The organism is Kineococcus sp. GCM10028916, from assembly GCF_042674865.1.
Classification (GTDB): Bacteria; Actinomycetota; Actinomycetes; order Actinomycetales; family Kineococcaceae; genus Kineococcus.
On the sequence record NZ_JBHTFM010000008.1, the window covers coordinates 234,599 to 261,478 of the forward strand.

The window sequence follows — 26,880 nt, forward strand, 5'->3', positions numbered from 1 at the left end:
GGCGTGACCTCTCACCCGGCGCGATGATCGCCGGGTGAGAGCGCACCGCTGGCCACCCGCCGTCGAACCCGACGAGCTCGGGGCCGGCGTGCACGGACCCGTCGTCCTGGCGCGGTCGCCCGGGATCGTCGCCGGGCTGCGCTGCGTGTTCGCGTACACGGACGGGGTGTCGTTGCCGTTCGTGCTGCGGGCTGAAGGGGTGCAGGCGGAGGCGGCGAACCGGCAGTCGTTCAGTGGTCAGACGTCGTTGGACGAAATCGGACCGGGGACGTCGTCCTGGCCGAGCGTCGCGGTGCAGATCGGTGACCACGAGGGACTCGTCGACGCTTCGCAGGCAGGCGGCTCCAGCAGCGACGACGTCTACGACCTCGACGCCAACTTCTGGATCGACGCGCTCCCCGCCGACGGCCGCGTCGTCGTCACCGTGAGCTGGGTGCAGGCCGGGCTCGCGGAGTCCCGGACCGAGCTCCGCCTCCGGCCGTGGACCGGGGATGACGTCCTGCGGTTGCTCTAGGCCCGCCCGATCGTCCGTTCGAGTTCCCGGGTCCGCGCCTCGCGACGTCGCATCCGCTCGAACTCGCGGTCGCGACGTTCGACGAGGACGGCCACGAGGAAGCGTTCCGGGTCGGCCTGCGCGGGCGGGGCGGGGTTCACGAAGGGGATCAGCGCCCCGGCGAGCTGGAGGCCCAGCGCCGTCCGCGAGGTCGGGTTCAGGGTGGCCGTGCGGGCGAGGAACTGCCGGGCCGCCGTCGTGGTGTCGAGCGGGAGCCGGCCGATGTCGGCGGTGCGGGCCCAGCCCGCCAGTTCCGGCGGCATCGGCGGCAGCGGGACGTGGCGGGCGGAACTGCGTTCGCGCACGACGTAGGTCCCGGCCAGCAGGTCGCCGACCCGCTTGCCCCGCTGGGTGATCAGCGAGCAGATGATCGCCGGGCTGCCCGCCAGGCTCCAGAGTTCGAAGAGCCCCAGGACGGCGCGCACGAGGGAGTGCCGGAAGCGCACCGGGCCGCCGTCGTCGCGCACGACGCGGACGCCCATGACGAGCTTGCCCACCGTGCGCCCGCGGGTCGCGGTCTCGACCGCGACGGGGATGCCGACGAAGCAGAGCACCGTCTCGGCCAGCGTGATCGCCGCGGAGGCGGCCTCGTCGGTGTCGGAGAGCAGCGCCGACGTCCCCCACAGCAGCGCACCGAAGACGAGGCCGACGATCACGGCGTCCAGCAGCGCGGAGAGCATCCGGGACGCGAACGACGCCGCGCGCAGGCCGAGGACGACGGCCTCACCGGTGACGATCTCGCCGACGGGTTCCCCGACCGGGCCAGCAGCACTCACCACCCCACCGTATCCGGGCGGCCCGACCCGGGTGCACGATGCTGGAGTGGACTCGCACGGCTCCTGGACCTCGCCCCTCACCGCCGACGCCGTCGCCGCGGCGGCACTGCGGTTGACCGCCGTCGCCCTCGACGGGGAGGGGCGCACGTGGTGGTCCGAGGGCCGTCCCGCCGAGGGGGGCCGGGTGGCCGTGATGCGCCGCGACCCCGACGGCGGGGTCGTCGAGGCGACCCCGTCCCTGGACGCGCGGACCCGGGTCCACGAGTACGGCGGCGGCTCCTGGGGGCTGGTCCGGTCCGCGCAGGGCGAGGTCGGGGTCGTCGCGGCCTCGGCGGGCGACCAGCGGTGGTTCCACGTCAGCGCCCCGCACCGCGCGCCGCGTCCGCTGACCCCGGCCGACGGGGTCCGCTACGCCGATCCCGTGCAGGTGGGGGACGGGGTGGTGCTCGTCGCCGAGGACGTCTCCGGTGAGGTCCCCCGGCGCGCCCTCGTGCACGTCCCGCTCGATGGTTCCGGCCCGCGGGAACTGTTCAGCGGGCCGCGGTTCCTGGCCGCGCCGCGGCTCTCCCCGGACGGGACCCGGCTGGTCTGGATCAGCTGGGAACACCCCGACATGCCGTGGCAGGCGACCCTGCTGTGGGAGGCCTCCGTCGTCGACGGGGGGTTGCGCGACGTGCGGGTGCTGGCCGGGCAGGACCGGCGGGAGTCCCTGGTCCACCCGGGGTTCGCCCCCGACGGCACCGTCCTCGTGGTCAGCGACCGCGACGGCTGGTGGAACCTGCACGAAGTGGTCGACGGCGGTCTGCGTCCGGTGCTGCCCGAGGCCGCCGAACAGGGTTTCCCGCCGTGGGTGTTCGCGACGACGTCCTGGGCGGCGCTGGACGCCGAGCGGATCGCGCTGATCCACGCGGCCGACGTCGGCTACCGCCTCGACGTGGTCCACCGGGGTTCCGGGGAACTCCACCGTCTCGACCTGCCGTTCACGGCCTGGACCCCGGTGCTCGCCGCCGCGGACGGTCGGATCGCCGCGATCGCGGCCTCGCCGACCACCCCCGCCGCGGTCGTCCTGCTGGACCCGGCGACCTCGGCCGTGGACGTCGTGCGGTCGGCCGCCGCGGCACCCGACCCCGCCTACCTCCCCGTCCCGCGCCCGCTCGAGGTCGCCAGTTCCGGGCGGACCGTCCACGCCCACCACTACCCGCCGACCCACCCCGACCACGTGGACGGCGGGCCCGCCCCGCACGTCCTGTTCGTGCACGGCGGACCCACCGCGCAGTCGCAGGCCGCGTACTCGCCGGAGGTCGCGTTCTTCACCTCCCGCGGCATCGGGGTCGTCGACGTCCAGTACGGGGGATCCACCGGGTACGGCCGCGCGTACCGCGAGGCCCTCGACGGCAACTGGGGGATCGTCGACGTCGAGGACTGCGCCGCCGTGGCCCGCCGTCTCGTCGCCGAGGGTCTCGCCCCGGCCGGGCAGGTGGGCATCCGGGGCGGCAGCGCCGGGGGGTTCACCGTCCTCGCGGCGTTGACCGGGACCGACGCGTTCTCCGCCGGGACCTCCTACTACGGGGTCGCGGACCTGCGGGCGCTGGCCGCCGAGACCCACGACTTCGAGTCCCGCTACCTCGACTCCCTGGTCGGTCCGCTGCCGCAGGCCGAGGCGGTGTACGTCGAGCGGGCGCCGCTGTCCCACGTCGACGACCTGTCCTGCCCGGTCCTGCTGCTGCAGGGAGCCGACGACCCGGTGGTCCCGCGGGCCCAGGCCGAGGCGTTCGCCGACGCGCTGGCGCGCAAGGGGTTGCCGCACGCGTTGCTGGTGTTCCCCGGTGAGCAGCACGGGTTCCGCCGGGCCGAGAACGTCGTCGCCTCGCTCGAGGCGGAACTGTCGTTCTACGGGCAGGTCTGGGGTTTTGTCCCGCCCGGCGTCCCGCGGCTGCCGCTGCGCTGATCAGCGCGCCAGGAGTTCCAGGGTGTCGACGACCCGGTTCGAGAAGCCCCACTCGTTGTCGTACCAGGCGACGACCTTGACGTGGCGGCCGTCGACCCGGGTCAGGGCGGAGTCGAACACCGCGGACGCGGGTCGGCCGGTGATGTCGCTGGACACGAGGGGTTCCTCGGAGAACTCGAGGATCCCGTTCAGGGGCCCGTCGGCGGCGGCGCGGTAGGCGGCGAGGACCTGCTCGCGGGTGACGTCGCGGGCCACCGTGGTGTTGAGCTCCACGATCGAGCCGACCGGCACGGGGACCCGGATCGAGTCGCCGGACAGCTTCCCCGCCAGGTTCGGCAGGACCAGCCCGATGGCCTTCGCGGCGCCCGTCGTCGTCGGGACGATGTTCACCCCGGCCGCGCGGGCGCGGCGCAGGTCGCGGTGCGGGCCGTCCTGCAGGTTCTGCTCCTGGGTGTAGGCGTGGACGGTCGTCATGAACCCGTGCTCGATCCCGGCGAGGTCGTCGAGGACCGAGGCCAGCGGGGCCAGCGCGTTCGTCGTGCACGAGGCGTTGGAGACGATCGTGTGGGCCTGCGCGTCGTAGGCGTCGGTGTTCACGCCGTAGGCCAACGTCACGTCCGCGCCGTCGGCGGGGGCGCCGACCAGGACCTTGCGGGCCCCGGCCCGCAGGTGAGCCTGCGCGGCGCTGGCCGCGGTGAAGCGTCCCGTCGACTCCAGGACGAGGTCGACCCCGAGTTCCGCCCAGGGCAGGTCCGCCGGCTCGCGTTCGGCGAGCACGCGCACGCGCCGCCCGTCGACGACGAGGTCGGATCCCTCGACATCGACGGTGCGGTCGAACCGGCCGAGGGAGGAGTCGTAGCGCAGCAGGTGCGCCAGCGTCCCGGGGGCGCTCAGGTCGTTGACGGCGACGAGTTCCAGGTCGCTGTCGCGGGTGAGGAGGGCGCGCAGGGTGTTGCGGCCGATGCGGCCGAAACCGTTGATGGCGATGCGGGTCATGCCTCGAGGTTCGGTGTTGCGCCGGCGCGCGACCAGTGGCCGCAGCGACACCGGCCGCAAGGATCCCGCCAGGGTCAGGGTCAGGGTCAGGGTCAGGGTCAGGGTCAGGGTCAGGGTCAGGGTCAGGGGGCGAACGTGTGCCGGTAGGCCGTCGGGGAGGTCCCGAGGACCCGCCGGAAGTGCAGCCGCAGGTTCGCGCCGCTGCCCAGCCCGACGCGGTCGGCGATCTGCTCGACGCCGAGGTCGCTGCGTTCCAGGAGTTCCCGCGCCGCGTCGATCCGCGCCCGCAGCACCCACTGCATCGGGGTGTACCCGGTGCCCTCCAGGAACCGGCGCGAGAACGTCCGGGCCGACACCCGCGCGTGACGGGCCAGCGCCTCCAGCGTCAGCGGTCGCTCGAGGTGGCGCAGCACCCACTCCCGGGTACCGGCGTAGAGGTCGTCGACCGGTTCCGGGACGCTGCGCGGGACGTACTGGGCCTGGCCGCCGCTGCGGTAGGGCGCGGTGACGAGACGCCGGGCGGTGTGGTTCGACAACCCGACGCCGTGGTCGCGCCGGACCAGGTGCAGGCACAGGTCGAGCCCGGACGCCGCGCCGGCGGAGGTGAGGACGCTGCCCTCGTCGACGAAGAGGACGTTCTCGTCGACCCGGACCGCGGGGTGGCGCTGCGCGAGGGCCCGTGCGTAGTGCCAGTGCGTCGTCGCGCGCAGGCCGTCCAGCAACCCGGTGGCGGCCAGGGCGAAGGCCCCGGTGGAGATCGCGGCGAGGCGGGCACCGCGGGCGTGCGCAGCCCGCAACGCCTCGACCACCTCGGGGGCGGGACGGGTCGTCGCGGGGTCGCGGTAGCCGGGGACGAACACGGTGTCGGCCTCCTGCAGCGCCTCCAGACCCTCCGCGACCTGGTAGGCCAGCCCGTCGCCACCGCGGACGGCGCCCGGCCGCGCGCCGCAGACGCGGACCTCGTAGGGCATGCTCGGCCGCCGCGAGAAGACCTGGGCGGGGATCCCGACGTCCAGGGGTTTCGCGCCGTCCAGCACCAGGACGGCCACCCGGTGCGCTCCGCCCGTCCCCGCCACGGGTCGACGGTAGCTTGGGGGGGTGGACGTCGACGCCTTCCGAGCGGTGCACGAGCACGAGTGGACGCGGTTGCGCCGCCTCGTCGGGCAGCGCCACCTCAACGGCCAGGAGGCCGACGAACTCGTCGTGCTCTACCAGCGGACGGCGACCCACCTCTCCTCGTTGCGCTCCGCGCAGTCGGAGCCGGTGCTCCTCGACGAACTCTCCACCGTGCTGGTCCGGGCGCGGGCGCGCCTCACGGGATCGCGCTACACCGCCTGGCGCCAGGTCGTGCACTTCACGACGCGGGGACTGCCCGCGGCGTTGTGGCGGGTGCGCTGGTGGACGTCCGGCGCGGCCGCGTTCACGATCCTGCTCGCCGTCGTCTCGGGGGTCTGGATGGCCGGGAACCCCGCCGCCCAGGCGAGCCTGTTCGGCTCCGACGAGAACGTCCGCCAGCTGGTGAACTCCGACTTCTCGGGCTACTACTCCGAGTACGGGCACGCGTCCTTCGCCGGGAGGGTCTGGACGAACAACGCCCTCGTCGCCGCGACCTGCGTCGCGCTGGGCATCACCGGGGTCTTCGTCGTGGTCGCCTTGACCCAGAACGCCGTGAACGTGGGGCTGCAGGGCGGTCTGCTCATCGAGAACGGCCGCGGTGAGCTGTTCTTCGGGTTGATCCTGCCGCACGGTCTGCTCGAGCTGACCGCGGTGTTCGTGGCCGCAGGCGCGGGGATGAAGCTGTTCTGGGCGTGGGTCTCTCCCGGCGCCCGCACCCGCTCGCAGTCGTTGGCCACCGAGGGCCGGGCGATGATGGGCATCGCCCTCGGCCTGGTGTTCGTCCTGTTCGTGTCGGGACTCATCGAGGGTTTCGTCACCCCGTCCGGCCTGCCGACGTGGGCGCGGATCGGCGTCGGGGCGCTGGCCGAGGTCGCGTTCCTCGCCTACGTCCTCGTCCTGGGCCGGCCCGCGGCCCGGGCGGGGGAGACCGGCGACCTCGAGGAACGCTTCGCCGGCGACACCGCGCCCGTCAGCGCCTGAGCGCCTCGTTGCGGAACTGTCGCGGCGAGGATCCCACCACCCGGCGGAACGCGGTGCTGAACGCGCTCTCGGACTCGTACCCGGTGGCGGACGCGAGTTCCGAGATCGAGCGGGTGTCGCGGCGCAGGGCGTCCCGGGCGAGGCTCATCCGCCACTGGATGAGGTAGTCCAGCGGCGCGTTCCCGACCTGGCGCTTGAACGCGGAGGCGAACGCCGACCGCGACATCAGGCTGATGTCGGCGAGCTCCGCGAGGGTCCACCGGTGGGCGACATCGCCGTGCATCGCGCGCAGGGCGGCGCCGATGCCGTCGTCGCGCAACGCCCCGAGCCACCCGGCGGGACGGGTCGTCGCCTCGGCGTGGGCTCGCAGCATGTGCACGAAGACGATCTGGGCGAGGTGGTCGAGCACCAGCGAACCGCCGACGCCCCGGGTGTCCATCTCGGCCACCAGGAGGGCGCTCAGGTGGGCGAGCGCGCCGCCCCGCGGATCCCCGGCCCGGACCAGCACCACCGGCGGGAGGACGTCGAGCAGGACGCCGGCGTTGTCGTCGTCGAAGCCGAAGTACCCGCCGCAGACGTAGGTGCTCTCCTCCACCTCGGGTCCGATCCGCAGCGAGCCCTCCCACGAGGAGGTCGCGTCCTGGGGCGGGGCGTCGAGGTCCCCGGCCAGCCGGTAGCGCGGGGGGTTCCCCAGCAGGTAGAAGTCGCCCTCGTGCAGCTGGACGGGTTCGTGCCCCTCCAGGACGAGCCAGCAGTCGCCCCGCGCGACGACACCGAGTTCCACGTGAGGGGTCGGTTCGAACTGCACGGCCCACGAACCCGTGGCGTGCAGGCCCGCGTGCCCGACGTCGCGCGGTCGCAGGAGCCCGATCGCCGCGGTGATCGGATCCTGGCCGTCGACGGGCGGCCTGGACGATGTGTAAGGAAAAACGGACGCCACGTCATGGATCGTAGCTCCGGTGCCGTCCAGGATCGACGTCATGACCACTTCGCAGCAGACCGCGCTCGTCACGGGCGCCAACAAGGGCATCGGGTTCGAGACGGCTCGCCAGCTCGCCCGACAGGGTTTCACCGTCTGGATCGGCGCGCGGGACCAGGCCCGCGGTGAGGCCGCTGAGAAGGAGCTCTCGGACGCGGGCGACGTCCGCTTCGTGAGCCTCGACGTGACCGACGACGACAGCGTCGCGGCGGCGGCGCGGCGCATCGAGCAGGAGATCGGGCTCGACGTGCTGGTGAACAACGCCGGCGTCGCCTTCGCCGAGGTCGACGGGCGTCCCAGCACCGTTCCGCTGGACGTGCTGCAGCGCACCTTCGACGTCAACGTCCACGGCGCGCTGCGGGTGACGCAGGCGTTCCTGCCGCTGGTGCGGCGCTCGCCGGCCGGGCGCATCGTGAACGTCAGCAGCACGCTGGGTTCGACCGGGACCGTCGTCCACCCGGCGAACCCGTTCGGCCAGGTTCCCTCCTTCGCCTACCCCGCGTCCAAGGCCGCGCTCAACGCGCTCACCGGCTGGCTGGCCGTCGAACTCCGGGACACCGCCGTCAAGGTCAACTCGGTGTGCCCGGGGTTCAACGCCACCGACATGAACGACGGGCCGGGAACCGTTGGGGCGCAGCACCCCGCCGAGGGGGCGAAGGTCGTCGTGCACGCCGCGACCCTCCCGGCCGACGGGCCGACCGGGAGCTTCCTCGACGTCAACGGCGTGGTGCCCTGGTGACCCTCAGCCGCTGCCCAGCAGGCTGCGGGTGAGCGACTCCGCGTCGGAGAGCAGTTCGTCCAGCGCCGCCCGCACGTCCTCGTCGCGGACGTCGTGACCGGCCTCGGCCCCGAACAGGACCGCGCGGCGCAGCAGTTCCTTCGCGAAGCTCGCCGTGACCCCGGCGGTCCGGGCGGCGGCGTCGCGCAGGACCTCCTCCGACACCCCGAGCCCGCGGGCGTAGAGGCGGAACAGCTCCAGGCGGGCGGCCTCGTCCGGCAGGGGGACCTCCACGGCCAGGTCGACCCGGCCCGGGCGTTGCGCCAGCGCCCGTTCCAGCAGGTCGGCCCGGTTCGTCGTGAGCAGGAACGCGACGTCGGCGTCGCCGTCGAGGCCGTCCATCGCGTCCAGCAGCTCGAAGAGCAGCGGCCGCTCGCCAGGGGAGTGGCCGCGGTCCTCGGCGACGAGGTCGCAGTCCTCGAGCACGACGATCGCGGGCTGCATGGCCCGGGCCAGGTGCGCGGCCAGCGTCACGAAACCCAGGGTCTGACCGGCGAGCAGGACGACCGTCGTCCCCTGCGCGCGGGCCACGAGGTGGCGCACGGTGAGCGTCTTGCCGGTTCCGGGCGGGCCGTAGAGCAGGATCCCGCGTTTGAGGTGCTGGCCCGCCCGCGCCAGCTGCTCGGCGTGGGCGCCCACCCCGACGACGTGGCGCGCGATGCGTTCCAGCGCACCGTCGGGGAGCACGACGTCGCCGGCCCCCACGGTGGGACGGTGGACGAAGGTGATCCCGGAGTTGTTGTGCTCGTAGGGCGACCCGGAGAACGACAGCACCTGACCGCGCAGGACGCTGTGCTCGATCATCAGCCGGCGGACCTCGGTGATGAACTCCGGGACGAGGCCCTCCTCGGGGCAGGCGACCTCGAACCCCGCCGGGTGCCCGCTGTGCCGTTGCGCCGAGCGCTGCAGCACGGCGACGGGCCGCCCGTCGAAGTGCAGCATCCGCACCCCGAACGCGACGACGCGCCGGGTGCTGTCGGGGCCGGTGGGCAGGTTCACCCGGTCCACGGCACCGGTGCCGAACCGGCCGAAGACCCCGGACAGGAAGTCGGAGAACCCTGGTGGTTGCGCTGGTCGCCACCGCCGATGCCGACGACCTCCTCCCCACCGCCGCGTTCCGCCAGCAGCGTCAGGGCGATGTCGAGGTCGACGTACTGGTGCTCGGGGACCTCCTCGCGCACCACCGGGACCTGCTGGGCGGGGACGCCCAGGAAGGCGCCCACCACGTCCCCGACGGAGGGTCGGGACTCGTCCGCGTCGACCTGCTGGGAGTGCACGACGTCGTCCAGGAACGTCCGGATCGACCGGGCCAGGTCACGGGTCTCTGCGTCCATGCCCTGATCGTGTCGGGGGGCTCGGACACTGCGCCACCGACTTCCGGAAACCGGTCAGGTCCACCCGCGAACGGTCCGGGTGGACGCGGTTCGTGAGCAGCACCCGACACGTTCCCCGCACCGGGTCCAGGAGCAGCGACGTCCCGGTGAACCCCGTGTGGCCCAGGTGGTCCGGGGTCGGCATCCAGCTCGGGTCACCCACCCGCAGACCCTCACCGGAGCTCATCCGCCGCCACGACCCCTCCGAGAGCAGGGTCCGGTCGAGCAGTCCCCGACCCAGGGCGTGCACCTCCTCGGCGGTGCCGAACAACCCGGCGTTGCCGGCCGGGCGCTGCAACGAGGCTGCGAACTCGTCGTGCACCACACCTCGCGGGGTACCCGTCTCGGTGGCCGGGACGGGCTCCGCCACCGGCCCGAAGAGCGGCCCGCTCAGTCCCAGGGGGTGCGTGACGAACTCCTCGAGCAGGGAGTCCAGCCCCTGCCCGGTGGCCTCCTCGGCCAGGTGCCCGGCGGTGACGTAGCCGACGCAGGAGTAGCGGAACTCCGCCCCCGGCGCCGACTCCAGCGGCGCGTCGAGGGCCCGCTGCAACCGCTGCGCCGGTCGCAGGTCGGTGCGGCGCCACACGTCGGAGACCGCGGGCAGACCCGAGGTGTGGGCCAGCAGCTGCCCGATCGTGAAACCCCGCTCGGTGGGGCGGTCGAGGTCCAGGGCGCCGACCTCGGCCAGGGAGTGCACGACGGTGGCGGTGAAGACCTTCGTCAGCGAGGCCAGGTCGAAGCGGGTGACCGCGGTGACCGGGGTCGGGTCGTCGTGGGCGAGGGTTCCCGCGACCGCCCGCTCCACGGGAGCGCCGGGGGCCGAGGACACCGCGCTCGCGCCGGAGAACAACCGGTCGCGGAGACCGGCGGCGAGGGCGGCGCTGAGCTCCACGACGCGATCCTCCCATCCCCGCCCCGGTGATCCCGCGGGATCACGGGCCGGGGGTGGTGGGGCGGGACCAGGTGTCCCACAACCGCGCGTAGCGACCACCCAGTTCGAGCAGTTCGGCGTGGCTGCCCAGCTCGGTCACCTGCCCGCGCTCCACGACGGCGATGGCGTCGCACACCGCCGCCTGGGACAGCCGGTGCGCGACGACCAGCGCCGTCCGCCCCGCCACGACCGCCACCGCGGACTGCTCCAGGTCCCGCGCACCCGCGCTGCCCGCCTCGGCGGTGGCCTCGTCCAGCACCACGACGGGCGGGTCGCGCAGCACGATCCGGGCCAGGGCCAGCTGCTGCTGCCGGGCGGGGGACAGGGGGAGCTCGCCCGGCCCGACCCGCGTGCCCAGCCCGTCGGGCAGCGCCTCGACCCAGTCCTCCGCGCCGACCACGACCAGCGCCCGGTGCAGGTCGGCGTCCGTGGCGTCGGGACGGGCCAGCGTGAGGTCCTCGCGCAGCGTGCCGGTGAAGACGTGGGACTCCTGGGCGATGACCCCGATCCGCTCCCGGACCGCGACCGCGTCCAGTTCGTCGAGGTCGGCGGCGCCGGACCGGCCCACCAGGGTGATGGTCCCGCCGCTCGCGGGGAACACCCCGCCGACGACCGCGGCGAGCGTCGTCTTGCCGGCCCCGCTCTCGCCGACGACGGCCAGCGAGGTCCCCGCGGGGACGTCGAGGTCGATGCCGCGCAGGACGAGGTCCTCGTCGGCACCGGAGTCGGAGTAGCTGTGCCGGACACCGCGGATGCGCAGCGAGACCGCTTCGCGGGGAGCCCGGGCCAGGGCCGCGGGATCGGCGTCGGGTTCCACGGGCAGGTCGGTGACCCCCACGAGACGCCCCAGCGCGGCGGCCGCGCGCTGCACCTCGTCGAAGCTCAGCAGCAACGACCCCAACGGCCCGAAGAGCCGGTGGAAGAGCAGGGCCGCGGCCGTCACGTCACCCACGCTGACGTCCCCGCCGCGGACGAGGAGGAACCCCGTGAGCAGCAGGCTGCAGAGCCCGACCGCCTCCGCGCCGTTCATCGAGACCGACAACCGGGCGAAGGTGGCGAGCGCGGCCAGCGACGCGCCGATCGTGCGTTCGGAGGCGACCTCCACGCGGGCGCCCTGCAGCTGCGCCATCTCGTAGGCGTGCACCGTCGAGGCGCCGTGGAAGGACTGCAGGACGACGGTGGAGCGCTGCGCGGCGACGGCCCGTTCCCGCGCGTAGAGCGGCCCGGCCTTCGGGAGGTAGCCGCGCAGGCTCAGCGCGTAGACCGGGAAGACCACGCAGAACGCGAGGGCGAGGCGCCAGTCGAGGGAGACGAAACCGACGGCGGAGAGCAGGACCGTCAACGCCGAGGCCAGCACCGTCGCGCCGAGCTGGACGGAGGAGGTGAACAGCTCGACGTCCTCGGTGACCCGTGAGGCGACGTCGCCGGAACCGGCGCGTTCCAGGACGCGCGGCGACATCCGCAGCGAGCGCTCCACGACCTGCTCGCGCAGGTCGGCGGCGATGCTCGCGCCGAGGCGCTCGGCGTCGCGGCGGGCCAGGGCGGTCACGACCGCGGTGGCGACCGCGGTCACGGACAGCCACACCAGGACGGGCGTGAGCGACGTGCCCGTCCGCACGACGTCGACGGCGCGACCCAGCAGCAGCGGCAGCGCGACCGTCCCGGCACTGGCCAGCGTCGTGGTGACCAGGGCCGCGGCGAGCTCACCGGGGTTGCGGGTGGCCGCGTGGGCCAGCACGGCGGCGCTGCGCCGACCGGTGGCGACGGGCAGGGCGTGCGAGGTGGTCACCGCGTCACCGCGCTCGCGTAGTCGGGGTCGCTGAGCAGCTCGGCGTGGCTGCCGGTGCGGTGCCGGCCGTCGCCGGTCAGCAGCACCACCCGGTCGCAGCGGGCCAGCAGCAGCGGGGACGTCGTGACGAAGACCGTCGTCCCGGTGCCGGCCCGCAACCGGCGGATCCCGGCCGCGACGCGGTCCTCGGTGACGGCGTCGAGGGCCGTCGTGGGGTCGCGCAGGACGAGGACCTCGCGGTCGGCGGCCAGCGCCCGGGCCAGACCGATGCGCTGGCGCTGACCGCCGGAGTAGTTGCCCCCACCGTCGGTGAGTCGGGTGTCGAGGTCGTCGGGGGCCGCCGCGGCCTCCAGCGCGAGCGCCAGGGCGACCCCCCGGCCGGCCGGGGCGGGCCCGGAGTCGAGGGCGTCGGCGAGGGTGTCGCCCAGCAGGTGCGTCTGCGCGGGCTCCACCAGGGTGCCCGCCCCCGCGGCGAGCGCGGCCGTCACGGCGTCGGCGGTCGCGGTGTCCGTGGTCACCACCCCGAGGACCTCCCCGGGCACGGTCCGCACGTCCCGCACCGTCGCCGTCGCGGTCGGGGGTTCGGGGGCGCTCGCGGGCACCTCGAGGATCGAGGCGACCCGACGCGCGCTCGCCCGGGACACCGCGAGCTGCTGGACGCACGAGCTGACGTTGCGGACGGGGTCGGCCAGGAAGCTGGCCATGCCCACGACGGTGACGAACTCGCCCACGTCGAGGCGACCCTGCTGGACGAACGTCCCGGCGACGGCGGCGGTGGCGACCAGGACCGCGCCGGTGGCCAGGGTGCTGACGCCGACGACGATCGAGGTCCCCGTCGCGGCCTGGACCGCCGCGTCCCGCGAGGTGCGGCTGGCGAGGTGGTAGCGGCGGACGGCCTCGGGGACCCCGCCGAAACCGCGCAGCGGCCGCAGCCCGTTCAGCAGGTCCGCGGCGACGGCGGCGGCCAGACCGGCGCTGCGCTGGCGGGTGTGCATCTGCTTCTCCAGCCGCGGGGCGAGGGCCTGCAGGCCGAGGACCAGGACGGGGACGCAGACCAGGAGCCCCAGGCCCAGGGCGAGGTCGATGCGCAGCAGCACCACGGCCGAGACGAGCATCCCGAAGCAGCCCGCCGTGCCCCAGCTGACCAGGGCGAGGGACTCCGCCGCGTGCCGGGTGTCCGACGTCGCGATCGAGAGGGCCTCCCCGACCTGGCGTTCCCGCAGGACGGCGGGCTCGCGCAGGACGGCGCGGGCCACGGCGGTGCGCAGGAAGTGCGCCTCGGCGAACTCCGCCCGGTCGATCGTCCAGAACGCGAAGGTCCCCGCGCTGGTGAGGACCGCGAACAGCGCCAGCACCGCCGCGAGGGACACGACGATCGAGCGGGTGTCCCCGGTGCGCACGGCGCCGTCGACGACGGCGCCGATGGCGACCGGGACGAGGGCCTCGCAGGTCTGGTGCAGCATCGAGGACCCGCAGCCGATCGCGGCTGCGCGGGGGTGCCGTCGGAGGACGTCGACGACGGGGCGGGAGGACACGAGGGGTGACGCTAATCCACCCGCACCCGGGGTCACTCCACCTCGGCCGCCGCGCCGGAGAACTGCGCGTCGTGCAGCCGCGCGTACGGCCCGCCCGCGTCCACCAGGTCGACGTGGCGACCCTGTTCCACGACCCGACCCGACTCCATGACGAGGATGAGGTCGGCGTCGCGGATCGTCGAGAGCCGGTGGGCGATGACCAGGCTCGTGCGGTCGGCCCGCAACGCCGCCATCGCGTGCTGGACCACGCGCTCGGTGCGGGTGTCCACCGAGGAGGTCGCCTCGTCCAGCACCAGCACGTGGGGTTTCGCCAGGTAGGCCCGGGCGATCGTGATGAGCTGCTTCTCGCCGGCGCTGATGCGTCCCGCGTCGTCGTCCACCAGCGTCTGGAAACCGTCGGGCAGGGTCTGCACGACGGTGTCCACGGAGGCGGCCCGGGCGGCCTCGAGGACGTCCTCCTCGCTCGCCGAGGGACGCGCGTAGGCGATGTTCTCGGCGATCGTGCCCTGGAACAACCAGGTGTCCTGCAGCACGATCGCGGCCCGCGAGCGCAGGTCGGCCCGCGACATCGTCGCGACGTCCACCCCGTCGAGCAGGATCCTGCCCGCGTCCAGCTCGTAGTAGCGCAGCAGCAGGTTCACCAGCGTCGTCTTGCCCGCGCCCGTCGGTCCGACGATGGCGACGGTGTGCCCGGGTTCGGCGACGAAGGAGAGGTCCTCGATGAGGGGCTTCTCGGGGGAGTAGCGGAACGACACGTGCTGGAACTCGATGCGGCCCGGGCCGGAGGGTTTCGGCCCGTCCACCGGGTCCGGCGACATCGTCGGGGCGTCGAGCAGTTCGAAGACGCGTTCGGCGGAGGCGACCCCGGACTGCAGCACGTTCGCCATCGACCCCAGCTGGGCCAGCGGCTGGGTGAACTGGCGGGAGTACTGCACGAACGCCTGCACGCCGCCGATGGTGAGGGTCCCCCCGGTCACCATCGTGGCGCCGACGACGGCGACGGCGACGTAGACGAGGTTCCCGACGAGCATCGTCGAGGGCATGATCGTCCCGGAGAGGAACTGCGCGCCCGAGCTCGCCGTGTACAGCTCGGCGTTCTTCGCGGCGAAGCGGTCCCGGACCTCCTCGCGGCGCCCGAAGGCGGTGACGACGTCGTGGCCGGTGAAGGCCTCCTCGATCTGCGCGTTCAGCTGGCCGGTCTCGCGCCACTGGTTCACGAACAGCGGCTGCGACCGCTTCGCGATGACCACCACGATCCCCAGCGTCAGCGGGATCGCGACCAGGGCGAGCAGCGCGAGCTCCCAGGAGATCGTGAACATCATCGCGACGACGCCGATGACGGTGAGGACCGACACCAGCGCCTGCGACACCGTCTGCTGCAGGCTCTGGGAGATGTTGTCGATGTCGTTGGTGACCCGGCTCAGCAGCTCCCCGCGGGGGGTGGAGTCGACGTGGGAGAGCGGCAAGCGGTGGATCGTGGCCTCGACGTCGGCCCGCAGCCGGAACACCGTGCGCTGCACGACGCGGTTCAGCAGGACGCCCTGGACGTAGGCCAGCACCGCGGACCCCACGTAGACGGCCACGGCCTGCAGGACGACGTCGCGCAACCCGTCGCGGTCCAGCGGCTGCCCGCCGAACGCGGTGGCGACAACGAAGTCGGTGGCCCGCCCCAGGAGCTTCGGGCCCGTGACGTTCAGGCCGACGCTCGCCACGGCCAGGACCAGGACGACGACGAGCCGGGGCAGGTCCGGGCCCATGCGGCGCAGCAGCCGCTTCGCCGAGGGCAGGAAGTCCACCGACTTCTGCGGCGGCCCCGCCATCCGCACCGGTCCTCCGCGCCCGCTCACGCGGCCACCTCCAGCTGGGAGCTGACGATCTCCAGGTACGTGGGGCAGGTCTCCAGCAGTTCCCGGTGCCGGCCCCGGCCGACGACCTTCCCCGCCTCCAGGACGACGATCTCGTCGGCGTCGACGATGGTCGAGACCCGTTGCGCCACCACGAGGATGGCCGCGTCGGGCAGGGTCCGCGCCAACGCCGTCCGCAACCGGGCGTCGGTGGCGGTGTCCAGCGCCGAGAACGCGTCGTCGAAGACGTGCACGGCGGGGGACTGCACCAGCATCCGGGCGATGGACAACCGCTGGCGCTGCCCGCCGGAGACGTTCGTCCCGCCCTGGGAGATCGGGGCCTGCAGGGCACCGGTCATCTCCCGCACGAAGTCCGCGGCCTGCGCCGTCGTCAACGCGGCCCACAACTCCTCGTCGGTGGCGTCGGGGCGGCCGAAGCGGAGGTTCGAGGCGACGGTCCCCGCGAAGAGGTAGGGCCGTTGCGGCACCAGGCCGACGCGTCGCCGCAGGTCGACGTCGGAGAGCTCCCGCAGGTCCACCCCGTCGAGCAGGACCGCGCCCGCGGTCACGTCCGCGAGCCGGGTCGCGAGGTTCACGACCGTCGTCTTGCCGGACCCGGTGGAGCCGATCACGGCCGTCGTGCGGCCGGGCAGGACGTCGAAGGTGACCCCGTCCAGGACCGGCCGGTCCGCGCCCGGGTAGCTGAACCCGACGTCGCGGAACTCCATCCGCCCGCCCGAGGTGACCTCGAGGGGTTTCCCGCTGTCGTGCACGGAGGGCGCGGTCTGCAGGACCTCGCCGATGCGCCCGGCCGACACCGCCGCACGGGGACCCATCACGGCCAGGAACGTCGTCATCATGACGCCGGTGAGGATCTGCACGAGGTAGGACAGGAACGCGATGAGGGCCCCGACCTGCAGTTCCCCCGACTCCACCCGCGCGGCGCCGAACCAGACGACCGCGGCGCTGGCCAGGTTCACCACCAGCGTGACGAAGGGGAAGACGACGGCGAAGAGCCGCCCGGTCCGCATCGCGACGTCGGTGAGTTCCTCGTTGGCCCGCCCGAAGCGGGCCTGCTCGGCGTCCTCGCGGACGAAACCCCGGATGACCCGCAACCCCGTCAGCTGTTCGCGCAGCACCCGGTTCACGGTGTCCAGCCGCTTCTGCAGCACCCCGAACAGCGGCCCGAGGCGCACCATGATCACCGCCATCACCGCGACCAGCAGCGGGACCGCCACGACCACCAGCCAGCTCAGCCCGACGTCCTCGCGCAACGCCATGACGATGCCGCCCACGCAGAGGATCGGCGCCGAGACGATCATCGTGCAGGTCATCAGCACGAGCATCTGCACCTGCTGCACGTCGTTGGTGCCGCGGGTGATGAGCGAGGGGGCACCGAAGCGGCCGACCTCGGCCTTGGAGAAGGACAGGACGTGCTCGAAGACGGCGCCGCGCAGGTCGCGGCCCATGGCCATGGCCGCTCGCGCCCCGCACCACACGGCCGCGATCGTCGCCACCACCTGGACCAGCGTCACCCCGAGCATCAGCAGACCGGTGTGGACGATGTAGTCGGTGTCCCCGGTCGCCACCCCCCGGTCGATGATGTCGGCGTTGAGACGGGGCAGGTACAGCGAGGCCACGGTCTGCAGGACCTGCAGGACCAGGACCCCGATCAACAGCCCGCGGTGCGGGCGCAGGTGCTCTCGGAGCAGGGGGAACAACACGAGGTTCAGGTCTAGCAGCCGCTGCGCCCGGGGACATCAGACTTTCGTGTCCCCGTCGAACCTGCTGTCGAACCTGCTGCGGTCGAACCCCGCGGTCAGAGGCGCCCGGCGGCCTTGAGGGCGAGGTAGCGGTCGGCCAGGGCGGGGGCCAGCCCGTCCGGGTCGGCGTGCACGACCTCGACGCCGAGCCGGGTCAGCAACCGGGCCGTGCGGTCGCGTTCGGCCGTGGCGGCCTCCGCGGCGGCGGCGGTGTAGACGGCCTCGGCGTCAGAGCGGCCGCGGGCCAGCTGCGCCAGCGCGGGGTCGTCGACCGCGGCGAGGACGACGGTGTGCCGGGTCGCGAGCTGCTCCAGCACCCCGAGCAGCCCCGAGTCCAGGACCGAGGAGTCCAGGGCGGTCAGCAGCACCACGAGCGAGCGTTGACGAGCCGTGGTCCGGACCTCCGTCGCCACGGCGTCCCAGTCGGCCTCCACGAGCGAGGGTTCGAGCGGGGCGAGCGCCTCCACGAGCGAGGGCAGCAGGTCCCCGCGGGTGCCGCCCCGCACCCGTGCCCGGACGCGGCGGTCGTGCGCGACGAGGTCGACGCGGTCGCCGGCCCGGGCGGCGAGCGCCGCGGTCAGCAGGGCCGCCTCGATCTGCGCGTCCAGGCGGACGCTGACCTCGCCGCTCAGCGAACCCCCCGCGTCCAGGCGGGCCGCGGAGGTGCGGGAGGTGTCGAGCACGAGCAGCACCCGGCGGTCGCGTTCGGGACGCCAGGTGCGCACGACGACGGCCTGCCGACGCGCGCTGGCGCGCCAGTCGATGGAGCGGACGTCGTCGCCGTCGACATACTCCCGCAACGAGTCGAACTCCGTGCCCTGACCGCGGTGCTGGACGGCGCTGCGGCCGTCGAGCTCGCGCAGCCGGGCCAGGCGGGACGGCAGGTGCTTGCGGGACGTGAACGGCGGCAGCACCCGCAACCGCCCGGGGACGGGGGTCGAGCGCTGCCGGGCGGCGAGGCCGAGCGGACCGGCGCAGCGCAGGGTGACCCGGTCGCTGAGGCGGTCCCCGCGTCGGGTGGGGACGAGGACCGTCGTGACGCGGCGGCGTTCCCCGGCGGGGAGGTCCAGGCGGTGCCGGGAGGAACGGGCCCCCGCGGAGGGGACCCAGGCGTCGCGCAGGAGCCCCCGCACCCGCTTGCCGCCGGTGTTGTGCACGAGCAGCTCCGTCTCGCGGGGTTCGCCGAGACGCACCGCGCTCAACGGCGGCCGCTGCACCTGCAACGAGCGCGGCGACGGCGCGAGGACGACGTCGAGGACGACCAGGACCACGCTGAGCGCGCACCAGAGCCAGACCGCCGCCCACCCCGGCCAGGCCACGACGAGGACCAGCCCCGCGAGGACGAGCAGCACGGCCCGTCCGGTCAGCGCCATGTCAACCCCATGTCACGGCCCGATCAGCGGGGGACGGGGACGGAGCCGAGCACCGAGTCCAGGACGGCGTCGACGCTCACCCCGTCCAGCTCGGCCTCGGGACGCAGCTGCACGCGGTGGCGCAGCGTCGGGCGGGCCAGCGCCTTCACGTCGTCGGGGGAGACGTAGTCACGCCCCGAGAGCCACGCCCAGGCCCGCGCCGTCGCCAGCAGCGCCGTCGCCCCGCGGGGGGAGACGCCCAGCGCCAGCGACGGCGAGCTGCGGGTGGCCCGGCAGACGTCGACGACGTAGCCGAGGACCTCGCGCGAGCACTGCACCCGGCGCACGGCGGCGGCCGCGATCGCGAGCTGCTCGCGGGTCGCGACGGCCCGGACCCCGGCGGCGGCCAGGTCGCGCGGGTCGAAACCGGTGGCGTGGCGCACCAGGACCTCGATCTCGTCCTCGCGCGGGGGCAGCGGCAGGGTCAGCTTCAGCAGGAACCGGTCCAGCTGCGCCTCGGGCAGGGGATAGGTGCCCTCGTACTCCACCGGGTTCTGGGTGGCGGCGACGATGAACGGGTCGGGCAGCGGACGGGCCTCGCCCTCGACGGAGACCTGCTTCTCCTCCATCGCCTCCAGCAGCGAGGCCTGCGTCTTCGGCGGGGTCCGGTTGATCTCGTCGGCGAGCAGGATGTTGGTGAACACCGGGCCCTCGCGGAAGGAGAACCGCGAGCTCTGCGCGTCGTAGACCAGCGACCCGGTGACGTCGCCGGGCATCAGGTCCGGGGTGAACTGCACGCGTTTGGTGTCGAGGGCGAGAGCGGCCGACAACGTCCGCACCAGCAGCGTCTTCGCCACGCCCGGAACGCCTTCGAGCAGCACGTGGCCGCGGCAGAGGACGGCGATCACCAGCCCGGTGACGGCGGCGTCCTGGCCGACGACGGCCTTGGCGACCTCCTGGCGGACCGCCCGCAGCGCCTGCCGGGCGTCCTCGACCTCGGGGCCCTCGCTCGCGCGGGCCACGGGTGCTGCCGTCTCGGGGGTTTCCGGTTCGCTCACTTCTCGGCCTTCCTCGGGGTGGATCCGCGCACGTCGTCCTCCAGGGTGTCCAGTTCGAGGGCCAGCCGGACCAGCGCGGGGTCGTCGCGCGGGGAGGTCCCGGTCAGCAGTTCCTGCACGCCGGTCGCCGCCCGCCCGGTCAGCCACGCGACCTGGCCGGCCACGTCCTGCACGGGGGCCTGCGGGTCCAGGCCCACCGAGGCGCGCAACCGGCGGGTGGTCGCGCCGCGCAGGAGGTCCGCGGCCCGGCCCGAGGCGCCGGCGCTCGCGTAGAGCCGGCCGTGGCCTTCGACGGTCTCGGCCGCACGGACGACGACGGGCAACGGTTCGCCCACCAGGCGACCCAGCCGTCGTCCGCGCCAGAACAGCCCCACGAGGGTCGCGACGAGCAGCAGCGCGATCGCCGGGGCGAGCCAGCGCGGGACCAGGTCCAGCAGCGGCACGGTCGGGGAGTCGGTGTCCAGCGGGTCCGGCAGGTACCAGACGAGGGACGGGTCGGCGCCGAGCGTGCGCAGCGCGAGCGTCCCGTTGCCCTCGCGGTCGGCCCAGCGGTTCGTGAGCAGCGCCGGCTGGCCCAGGACGGTCAGCGAGGCCTCCGACCCGCCGACCCCGGACTCGATGCGCACGTAGGACCCGCCGTAGCAGGACCGCGCGTCGCCCTCCGCCGCGTAGGTCAGCCCGCCCGCACGGGCCCGTCCGGCCGCCACGGCCGCCGCCACGGTGCACCCCGGGTCGCGGTCCAGCGCCGCCTCCGAGCCCCTCCCGCGCACGTCGGCGCTCAGCGCCTCCAGCGTGTCGTCGCCGGGCCGCAGCAGCACCAGGTCCGCGCCCGAGGCGACGAGCACCTGCAGGCGCTGCGCGGAGAGCAGGTCGGGGTCGGTGACCAGCAGCGTCACCCCGCCGGCCCGGTTCTCGTCCAGGGCCCGGGTCGCGGCGTCAAAGGACCGGGCCTGCGTGAGGCTCACGCCCTGGTCCTGCAGGACCCGCGCGAGCGCGCGGGCGCCGCTGGGGGAGACGGAGTCCGGGGCGAGGGCCTCCTCGCTGGTGCGCGGCGTGAGCAGGCTCAGCAGCAGCACGACCGCGACGACGACCACGCCGAGGGCGACGATCCCGCGCCAGCGGCGCCACGCCCCGCCCACCTCGGGTTGCGCGCTGCGGGTCTCGAACCCGAGCGCGCTCACGCCGCGACCACCGGCCGTGCGGCCGCGACGGCGGCGACCACGGCCCGCAGGTCCTCGTTCGTCGCGGCCCCGGCGCTGCGGCCGCCGTAGCGGATGTCGTCGAAGGTCCGCGCGGCCCGGGTCAGGGCCCCGGCGCAGTCGGGCAGCGTGGCCCCGGCCTGCCCGGCGATCTCGCCGGCGGTCCGCCCGGCGCGGGAGTCGATGATCGTCCGTTCCTCCAGCGAGCGGACCAGACCGCGGAAGCGTTCGGCGACGGCGAGGTCCCAGTCGCCCGCGGTGGCCGCGGCGTCGGCGCGGGCGAAGTGGGTGGCCGACGGTTCGGGCCCGGCGTCGAAGACCGCGTCGGGTTCGCGCTGGCGGGCGCTGCGCCGCAACGGACCCCCGACGAGGAAGACCACCGCGACGACGGCCGCCAGCAGCAGCACGACCACGACCACGGCGGTCCAGTTCGTGCCCAGACCCGGCACCCGCACCTGCGAGAGCCAGTCCTGCAACCAGGCCCACGCCCGCGCCAGCCAGGACCCCTGCGCCTCGCGGTACTCCGGACCGGCGAGCTCCCGCGCCAGCCACTCCCGGCCCTGGGCGCGGTCGGGGTCGAGCGGGACCCCGGCGAGGAGGGTCACTGGCCGCTGGCCCGGTGCAGCTCGACGTCGAGACCCTCGCGGCGCATCCGCAGGTCCACGTAGACCAGGGCGGTCACCGAGGCCAGGAAGGGGTAGGCGACGACGCTGCCGATCACCGAGCCGAGGGTGGAGATGGTCTGGCTCAGCGCGAGCCCCCACGTCCCGGTGTCGCCGACGGCGACCGCCACGACCTGTCCGACGGCGCTGAACGGCACCGACACGGCCGCCACCACGGCGTAGACCACGACCGCGGTGAGCAGCAGGATCCCGAACGTCCGCCAGAACGTGCGGGCGGTGAGGCGGTACGAGCGCGTCAGGGCCGCCCGGATCCCGAGGTCCTCCAGCAGCATCGCCGGGGTGGCCATCGACCACTTCACCCACAGGAACGCGCCGGCGACCAGCCAGGCGAGCAGACCGAGCAGCAGGGCGGCCACGCCGATCCCGGTGACCGTCGTGGAGTCGGCCTGCCAGACGACCAGCGCCCCCGGCGCCAGGGCGACCGCGCCGACCACGAGCGTGCCGAGGGTGATGACCAGCGACAGCCCGACGAGGGGCAGGACCCGGCGGGCGCAGGTGCGCCACAGCTCCCCGAACCCGATCGTGCGGCCGAGCACCGCGCGGCTCACGCTGACGATGAGCATCCCGTTGAGGACGAGGACCGCCACCGACTGCAGCACGGTGCTGAAGACCAGCAGCGGCAGCCCGCGCTGGACGGAGGAGAAGAGGTCGTCGAAGGAGCCGTCGGCGGCCTCGAGCCGGTTCACCGCCCCGACGAGGTCGCGGGTGGTGACGTAGGTGGCGATCAGCGTCACGACCGAGGTGATGACCACGACGATCGCGGAGAGCCCGACCATGACCCGCGGGTTCTGCCGGAAGGCCCGGAACGCGCCGTCCCAGATCTCACCCAGGCCGAGCGGTCGCAGCGGCACGATCCCCGGCCGCGGGGCGCTCGGGCGGCCCCAGGCGGGCGGCGGTGCGCCGGTCGGGCCCGACTGCGGCTGTCCCCAGCCCGTGGGCCCGGCCGGGTCCGGAGTGCCCTCGTCCGGCCGCTGCCACTGGTCCGTCCCCATCGCCCGTACGCCCCCGCACCGCCAAGATCCACCCGTTGCCGGTGGCCCATGCTGCCAGAGGACGGGTGCCGAGCGGGGTCACGGCGTGGTGATCAGCCCCGATCACCTGCCGTACGGGCAAGATGACCCCATGAGGGGACGTGTCCTCGTGGTGGACGACGACACCGCGCTGGCCGAGATGCTGGGGATCGTGCTGCAGGGCGAGGGGTTGGAGACCCGCTTCTGCGCGAACGGGGACGAGGCGCTGGGCGCCTTCCGGGCCACGCGGCCCGACCTGGTGCTGCTGGACCTGATGCTGCCCGGGACGGACGGCATGGAGGTCTGCCGCCAGATCCGCGCCGAGTCGGGCGTGCCCATCGTCATGCTCACGGCGAAGAGCGACACCGTCGACGTCGTGCTCGGGCTCGAGGCCGGCGCCGACGACTACGTCGTCAAGCCGTTCAAGCCCAAGGAACTCGTGGCCCGGGTGCGGGCGCGGTTGCGTTCCGCCGGCGACCGCCCGCCCGAGACGCTGCGCATCGGCGACCTGACCATCGACGTCGCGGGGCACTCCGTGCGTCGCGACGGCCGGTCGCTGCCGCTGACCCCGCTGGAGTTCGAACTGCTGGTCACCCTGGCCCGCAAGCCCTGGCAGGCGTTCACCCGCGAGCTGCTGCTGGAGCAGGTCTGGGGCTACCGCCACGCCGCCGACACCCGGCTCGTGAACGTCCACGTCCAGCGGTTGCGCTCCAAGATCGAGGTCGACCCCGAGCACCCCGAGATCGTGGTGACCGTCCGCGGGGTGGGGTACCGCGCCGGTCCGCTCTGATGGGCCCGTTCTGATGGGCCGGTTCTGATGGGTCGGGTGCTGGCCCGCTGGCGGGCCTCCCTGCAGCTGCGGGTCGTCGTCCTCACCACCCTGCTCGGGCTCGCCGTCGTCGTCGGGGTCGGCTCGTTCCTGCTCGACGGGATCGCCGACGGGCTGGTGGCGGAACGCCAGGAGGTCGCCCTCGCCGACGCCGCCCGCAGCGCCCAGACCGCGCAGCAGCAGTTCGACGCCTCCACGACCACGAACTCCGCGGAGGTCGAGCAGCTCGCCGGCGACGTCGTGTCCTCGCTGGAGGGCGCCGGTCCCGACCGGGTCCGCGGGGTGGTCCTGCTGCGCGCCATCGGCTCCCCGGACACCAGCGGCAGCGGGCAGGTCATCGTCCGCGACATCGCCTCCGAGGGGCTGGAGGCCGGCGACGTCCCCGTGGCGCTGCGCGAGGCCGTCGTCGACTCCGACGTCCAGCAGATGCAGATCGTCGACCTGCCCGACGCGGGCACCGCGCCGTCGCTCGTCGTCGGCTCCACCGTCACCCTGCCGCGGGCGGGGGAGTACGAGATCTACTTCGTCTACTCCCTGGCCAGCGAGGAGTCGACCGTCTCGCTGGTGCGCACGACGTTCGTCGGCGGCGGCATCGCCCTCGTGCTGCTCGTCGGGGCCGTCGCCTGGGTCGTCGCCCGGATGGTCGTCGAACCCGTCCGCGAGGCCGCCGGCACCGCCGAACGACTCACCGGCGGCCACCTCGACGAACGCATGCGGGTCCGCGGCAGCGACGACCTGGCCCGCCTGGCCCGGGCGTTCAACGAGATGGCCGCGGGCATGCAGCAGCACATCGAGCAGCTCGAGGAACTCTCCCGGGTGCAGCGCCGCTTCGTCTCCGACGTCAGCCACGAGCTGCGCACCCCGCTGACGACGATCCGGATGGCCGGGGAGGTCCTGCACGACGCCCGCGCGGGTTTCGACCCCGCCGTGGCGCGTTCCTCCGAACTCATGCTGACCCAGCTCGAACGGTTCGACTCCCTCCTCGCCGACCTGCTCGAGATCAGCCGCTTCGACGCCGGAGCCGCTGCGCTGGAACCCGACCCGCAGGACGTGCGGGCGCTGGTGCACCGCGTCGTCGAATTCAACTCGACCCTCGCCGAACGGCGCGGCTCGCAGGTGCTGCTCTCCGAACCGGCCTCCCCGTGCACCGCCGAGGTCGACTCCCGGCGCATCGAACGGGTCCTGCGCAACCTGCTGGGCAACGCCCTCGAGCACGGGGAGTCCCGGCCCATCGAGATCACGGTCGTCTGCGACGAGCACGCCGTCGCCATCGGCGTCCGCGACCACGGGGTCGGTCTCGAACCGGCCCAGCTGCCGCGGGTCTTCGACCGCTTCTGGCGCGCCGATCCCGCCCGCGCCCGCACCACCGGCGGCAGCGGGCTCGGGCTGGCGATCGCGCTGGAGGACACCCGCCTCCACGGCGGCTGGCTGGAGGTGTGGGGTCGCCCGGGGCAGGGGTGCCACTTCGTCCTGACCGTCCCGCGCACCGCCGGCCGGGCGTTGCGCTCCTCCCCGCTGCCCGTCGTCCCCCTGGGCTGGCGCGAACCCGTCGCGGCGCTCACCGCCGGACGGTCCCGCCCGTCCCCGGACCTCCCGTGAGACGCCGCGCCGCGCTCGCGCTGGCGTTCGCGGTCGTCCTCGCCGGGTGCGGTGGGGTGCCGCGCTCCAGCGACGTCGTCAGCGGTCAGCGCATCGAGGACGACCCCCGGATCGGTCTGCTGCAGGTCATCCCCGACGGCCCCGTCCAGGACGCCGCCGCCGTCGACGTCGTCCGGGGGTTCCTGCTCGCCGCGTCCTCCTCGGAGCAGGACCACGCGGTCGCCCGGCAGTTCCTCGGCGCCGGGACGGCGCAGACGTGGCGCCCCGACGCGGGGACGACGATCGTCACGACCAGCCCCGACCTCGAGCTGCTGCGCCAGGACGCGGACACGGCCGTCGTCGCCGTCACCGCGCCCGTCGACGCCCTCGTCGACGCCGACGGGCACTACACCGAGCAGCCCCCGGCCTCCACGTACACCCGCTCGCTGAACCTGGTGCGGGAGGAGGGGCAGTGGCGCGTCACCGACCCCGGCGACGGTGTCGTCATCACCGCCCTCGACGCCTCCCGCACCCTGCGGCCCTTCCCGGTGTACTTCGCGACGTCGGGGCCCGCCACCCAGCTCGTCGGCGACGTCCGCTGGTTCGGCTACGACTCCTCCACGGCCACCCGGATCGTCCGCGCGCTGCTGGCGGGACCGTCGGCGTGGCTGGCCCCGGGGGTCGACTCCGGGGCGCCGGTGGGCACGGAACTGCGGGTGGGGACGGTCCCGGTGGCGGCCGGGACGGCGACCGTCGACCTCACCGACACCGCCCTGGACGCCGACCCCACCCAGCGCGGTGTGCTGCTCGCCCAGCTGCGGGCCAGCCTCACCGGCCTGCCCGCCGTCGGCGACGTGCAGGTCAGCGTGGACGGCGCGGAACTGACCCGCGGGTCGGAGACCACCGGCACCGACGTGCCGCGAACCGGCGCACCGAGCGACAGTCGGCTGGTGGCGCTGGGGCCCCAGGGGATCTCGCGCTGGGACCGCAGCCAACTGCGCGCCGTCGCCGGCACCGGGCCGGGGCTCGAGGCCGACGGTGCCGCCTCGCACCCCGCGGTCGCGGCCGACGGCAGCGTCTTCGCGGTGCTCACCGACGCCGGGAAGGTCGCCCGCACCCAGCGCACCGGCGGTCAGCTGGAACCCGCGGTGACCGGTCAGGGCAGTCTCGTCCCGCCCTCGATCGACCGCTTCGGCTGGCTCTGGACCGCACCGACGACGGCCGGGCAGCCTCCCCTCGTCGTCCCCACGGGGACCCCGCAGACCCCCGCCGCGCCGGTGGAACCGCCCGCCGACGGGCTGGGGGCCCTGGTGTCCGTGCGGGTCTCCCGGGACGGCGCGCGGCTGCTGGTGGTGGGCCGCGACGCCGCCGGGGCCGTGCACGTGCGCGTCCACGGCATCGTCCGCGACGCCGGCGGGAAACCGCTGCGCCTCGGCGTCGGGACGCCCGACCTCGTCCCCGGCGTCGCCGGCGTCGCCGACGTCGCCGACGCCGCCTGGCTCGTCGACGACGAGCTGGTGGTGCTGACCCGTCCGCCCGGCGGCGACCCGGTGCCGGTGCTCGTCCGGGTCTCCGGTCCCAGCACCCGGCTGCCCGCCGTGCCGGGGGCGGTGACGATCGCCGGTGGCTGGAGCGAGCGCGACCTCGTCGTCGGCACCGCCGACGGACGCCTCCTCACCCGCAGCGGTGCGAGCTGGATCGTCCTCGCCGACGGTCGTGACCCCTCCTACCCCGGCTGACCGGCTGTCCGGCTGTCCACAGCCCCCGGACCGACGCCCCGCCGGGACCGAGCTGTGGACGAGGGCCGGT

The 26,880-nt window shown here is 74.4% G+C and carries 23 protein-coding genes; 7 read left to right on the plus strand and 16 right to left on the minus strand.

The window, feature by feature from the left end; translation table 11 throughout:
• Positions 1-34: 34 nt before the first annotated feature.
• On the plus strand, positions 35-514 hold the full coding sequence (locus ACFQ46_RS10475; RefSeq protein ID WP_380259441.1) for a hypothetical protein: 480 nt from the start codon (positions 35-37) through the stop codon (positions 512-514).
• On the opposite strand, the gene ACFQ46_RS10480 is transcribed toward ACFQ46_RS10475, so the two are convergent.
• Positions 511-1,329, minus strand: a complete 819-nt coding sequence (locus tag ACFQ46_RS10480) for an RDD family protein (RefSeq protein ID WP_380259442.1) — start codon at positions 1,327-1,329, stop codon at positions 511-513. The genes ACFQ46_RS10475 and ACFQ46_RS10480 overlap by 4 nt on opposite strands.
• Positions 1,330-1,375: 46 nt before the next feature.
• Between ACFQ46_RS10480 and ACFQ46_RS10485 the strand changes: the two genes are divergently transcribed.
• Positions 1,376-3,277, plus strand: coding sequence for a prolyl oligopeptidase family serine peptidase (locus tag ACFQ46_RS10485; RefSeq protein WP_380259443.1), 1,902 nt, complete (start codon positions 1,376-1,378; stop codon positions 3,275-3,277).
• On the opposite strand, the gene gap is transcribed toward ACFQ46_RS10485, so the two are convergent.
• Positions 3,278-4,273: a type I glyceraldehyde-3-phosphate dehydrogenase gene (gap, locus tag ACFQ46_RS10490; protein WP_380259444.1), complete on the minus strand. Its 996-nt coding sequence runs from the start codon at positions 4,271-4,273 to the stop codon at positions 3,278-3,280.
• A 122-nt stretch (positions 4,274-4,395) separates the two neighbouring features.
• The gene (locus ACFQ46_RS10495) at positions 4,396-5,349 is read right to left on the minus strand and encodes a GlxA family transcriptional regulator (protein ID WP_380259445.1); all 954 of its coding nucleotides are present in this window, start codon (positions 5,347-5,349) and stop codon (positions 4,396-4,398) included.
• 22 nt (positions 5,350-5,371) lie between these two features.
• Here ACFQ46_RS10495 and ACFQ46_RS10500 point away from each other — a divergent pair, with 22 nt between their 5' ends.
• On the plus strand, positions 5,372-6,370 hold the full coding sequence (locus tag ACFQ46_RS10500) for a stage II sporulation protein M (protein WP_380259446.1): 999 nt from the start codon (positions 5,372-5,374) through the stop codon (positions 6,368-6,370).
• Here the strand turns inward: ACFQ46_RS10500 and ACFQ46_RS10505 are convergent.
• Positions 6,360-7,310: an AraC family transcriptional regulator gene (locus ACFQ46_RS10505; RefSeq protein WP_380259447.1), complete on the minus strand. Its 951-nt coding sequence runs from the start codon at positions 7,308-7,310 to the stop codon at positions 6,360-6,362. The genes ACFQ46_RS10500 and ACFQ46_RS10505 overlap by 11 nt on opposite strands.
• 40 nt (positions 7,311-7,350) lie before the next feature.
• Between ACFQ46_RS10505 and ACFQ46_RS10510 the strand changes: the two genes are divergently transcribed.
• Positions 7,351-8,088 (plus strand): SDR family oxidoreductase, encoded by a 738-nt coding sequence (locus ACFQ46_RS10510; protein WP_380259448.1) that lies wholly within the window; start codon positions 7,351-7,353, stop codon positions 8,086-8,088.
• Between the two features lie 3 nt (positions 8,089-8,091).
• Here ACFQ46_RS10510 and ACFQ46_RS10515 read toward each other — a convergent pair whose 3' ends face one another.
• The 12 genes from ACFQ46_RS10515 to ACFQ46_RS10570 all read right to left on the minus strand — a co-directional run bounded on the left by ACFQ46_RS10515 (position 8,092) and on the right by ACFQ46_RS10570 (position 22,646).
• Positions 8,092-9,126 carry an AAA family ATPase gene (locus ACFQ46_RS10515; protein WP_380259449.1) on the minus strand — a complete coding sequence of 345 codons (1,035 nt, stop codon included), beginning with the start codon at positions 9,124-9,126 and terminating at the stop codon, positions 8,092-8,094.
• On the minus strand, positions 9,123-9,461 hold the full coding sequence (locus tag ACFQ46_RS10520) for a hypothetical protein (protein ID WP_380259450.1): 339 nt from the start codon (positions 9,459-9,461) through the stop codon (positions 9,123-9,125). The genes ACFQ46_RS10515 and ACFQ46_RS10520 overlap by 4 nt, the downstream gene beginning before the upstream one ends.
• The gene (locus ACFQ46_RS10525) at positions 9,442-10,392 is read right to left on the minus strand and encodes a serine hydrolase domain-containing protein (RefSeq protein WP_380259451.1); all 951 of its coding nucleotides are present in this window, start codon (positions 10,390-10,392) and stop codon (positions 9,442-9,444) included. The genes ACFQ46_RS10520 and ACFQ46_RS10525 overlap by 20 nt, the downstream gene beginning before the upstream one ends.
• A gap of 40 nt (positions 10,393-10,432) precedes the next feature.
• A complete protein-coding gene (locus ACFQ46_RS10530) occupies positions 10,433-12,220 on the minus strand; it encodes an ABC transporter ATP-binding protein (RefSeq protein WP_380259452.1) in 1,788 nt (595 codons plus the stop codon).
• Entirely contained in the window at positions 12,217-13,755 is a 1,539-nt protein-coding gene (locus ACFQ46_RS10535; RefSeq protein ID WP_380259453.1) for an ABC transporter transmembrane domain-containing protein, read from the minus strand. The genes ACFQ46_RS10530 and ACFQ46_RS10535 overlap by 4 nt, the downstream gene beginning before the upstream one ends.
• Positions 13,756-13,787: 32 nt before the next feature.
• Positions 13,788-15,602 carry an ABC transporter ATP-binding protein gene (locus ACFQ46_RS10540; protein WP_380259454.1) on the minus strand — a complete coding sequence of 605 codons (1,815 nt, stop codon included), beginning with the start codon at positions 15,600-15,602 and terminating at the stop codon, positions 13,788-13,790.
• Positions 15,599-17,323, minus strand: coding sequence for an ABC transporter ATP-binding protein (locus ACFQ46_RS10545; protein ID WP_380259455.1), 1,725 nt, complete (start codon positions 17,321-17,323; stop codon positions 15,599-15,601). Before ACFQ46_RS10545 ends, ACFQ46_RS10540 begins: the two co-directional genes overlap by 4 nt.
• Positions 17,324-17,418: 95 nt before the next feature.
• A complete protein-coding gene (locus ACFQ46_RS10550) occupies positions 17,419-18,735 on the minus strand; it encodes a DUF58 domain-containing protein (protein WP_328294965.1) in 1,317 nt (438 codons plus the stop codon).
• Positions 18,736-18,758: 23 nt separating this feature from the next.
• Positions 18,759-19,736, minus strand: coding sequence for an AAA family ATPase (locus ACFQ46_RS10555; RefSeq protein WP_380162204.1), 978 nt, complete (start codon positions 19,734-19,736; stop codon positions 18,759-18,761).
• Between the two features lie 32 nt (positions 19,737-19,768).
• Positions 19,769-20,953 (minus strand): DUF4350 domain-containing protein, encoded by a 1,185-nt coding sequence (locus ACFQ46_RS10560; RefSeq protein ID WP_380259456.1) that lies wholly within the window; start codon positions 20,951-20,953, stop codon positions 19,769-19,771.
• Entirely contained in the window at positions 20,950-21,576 is a 627-nt protein-coding gene (locus ACFQ46_RS10565; RefSeq protein ID WP_328294968.1) for a DUF4129 domain-containing protein, read from the minus strand. Before ACFQ46_RS10565 ends, ACFQ46_RS10560 begins: the two co-directional genes overlap by 4 nt.
• A complete protein-coding gene (locus ACFQ46_RS10570) occupies positions 21,573-22,646 on the minus strand; it encodes a glycerophosphoryl diester phosphodiesterase membrane domain-containing protein (RefSeq protein ID WP_380259457.1) in 1,074 nt (357 codons plus the stop codon). Before ACFQ46_RS10570 ends, ACFQ46_RS10565 begins: the two co-directional genes overlap by 4 nt.
• A 130-nt stretch (positions 22,647-22,776) precedes the next feature.
• Here ACFQ46_RS10570 and mtrA point away from each other — a divergent pair, with 130 nt between their 5' ends.
• From mtrA to ACFQ46_RS10585, 3 genes are read left to right on the plus strand one after another with little or no spacing between them, the layout of a single operon-like run.
• Entirely contained in the window at positions 22,777-23,454 is a 678-nt protein-coding gene (gene mtrA / locus ACFQ46_RS10575; RefSeq protein ID WP_380157984.1) for an MtrAB system response regulator MtrA, read from the plus strand.
• Between the two features lie 27 nt (positions 23,455-23,481).
• Complete coding sequence (gene mtrB, locus ACFQ46_RS10580; protein WP_380259458.1) at positions 23,482-25,092, plus strand: MtrAB system histidine kinase MtrB; 1,611 nt, start codon at positions 23,482-23,484, stop codon at positions 25,090-25,092.
• A complete protein-coding gene (locus ACFQ46_RS10585) occupies positions 25,089-26,810 on the plus strand; it encodes an LpqB family beta-propeller domain-containing protein (RefSeq protein ID WP_380259459.1) in 1,722 nt (573 codons plus the stop codon). The genes mtrB and ACFQ46_RS10585 overlap by 4 nt, the downstream gene beginning before the upstream one ends.
• Positions 26,811-26,880: the final 70 nt, after the last annotated feature.